Consider the following 1,089-nt stretch of genomic DNA (forward strand, 5'->3'; position numbering starts at 1 on the left):
GCCCCCTGGAGGGCACGGCCCCCACCCGTTGGGGCCTGGCGTTCACGGCCCCGGACGAGCAGGGGACACGGCGGGAGGTGGTCGCGGAGTTCACCTGGGGCCTGCTGCAGCGGGTGGCCGTCAGCGGCTGAGCGGCCGGCTCACCTGCCGGCCGCCTCCAGCACCGCCGCCACCACCTTCTCCACCGACCCCGGATGCAGGAACAGGAACAGGTTCGGCTCCACCAGCTCCAGCTCCATCACCCGCGGCTGTCCGTCGTCCCCGTCCACGAGGTCCACGCGCGCGTACAGCAGCTCCGGCGCGTCCGGTACGGCGGCCAGGGCGCGTTCGGCGACCGCGAGTTCGGCCGGGGCCGGCGTCCAGGGCTCCAGATCGGGGTGGGGCACCTTGTCGGCGTCGTAGGCGGCACCGCGTTCGAGGACGGCCCGCTTGCGGCTGGCGTGCAGCAGACGGCCGCCGAAGAACTGCAGCGCCCGCTCACCGCCGGTGTCGATGGCCCGCATGTACGGCTGGACCATCGCCGTGAACCCCTCCTCGTGCATGCGCGCGAGATGCCGTACGGCCTCCTCGCGCTGCCCGGGTGTGTACCGCGCGGCATAGCGGGCCCCCGCGCCGGAGGTGGGCTTGACGACGTATTCGTGGTCCTCGGGGAGGTCCGGGGCGTCGCCGGGGGCGAGGTAGCGGGTGGGGACGACGGGCACGCCGGCCGCCGCGAGGTCGCCGACGTACCGCTTGTCGGTGTTCCAGCGCACCACCTCGGCCGGGTTGGCGAGCCGGGTGGCCGTGCCGCACTTGTGCGCCCAGGCCACGAACTCGGCCGCGCGCCAGCTGTAGTCCCAGGTCGAGCGGATGACGACCAGGTCGTACGCGGCCCAGTCGGCCTCGGTGTCGTCCCAGCACACGGCGTCCGCCTCGGCCCCCGCCTCGCGCAGCGCGGCCAGCAGCACGGGCAGGTCGCGGTCGCGGTTGGGCTGGGGCCGGGAATCGTAGGTGGCGAGGGCGATGCGGGGCACGGGGACTCCGTTCGGGTGCGGGAGGGACCACCGCAGGCTAACCAGGACGGCCACGACCACGGCAACCGGTTTGACC

1 protein-coding gene is annotated in these 1,089 nt (G+C 74.3%); it reads right to left on the minus strand.

Translation table 11 applies throughout. The features are described 5' to 3' along the window. Positions 1–140 precede the first annotated feature (140 nt). Positions 141–1,013, minus strand: a complete 873-nt coding sequence (locus GRC12_RS44595; RefSeq protein ID WP_208786116.1) for an ATP-grasp domain-containing protein — start codon at positions 1,011–1,013, stop codon at positions 141–143. Positions 1,014–1,089 lie beyond the last annotated feature (76 nt).

The organism is Streptomyces griseorubiginosus (assembly GCF_017614965.1).
Lineage (GTDB): Bacteria > Actinomycetota > Actinomycetes > Streptomycetales > Streptomycetaceae > Streptomyces > Streptomyces griseorubiginosus_B.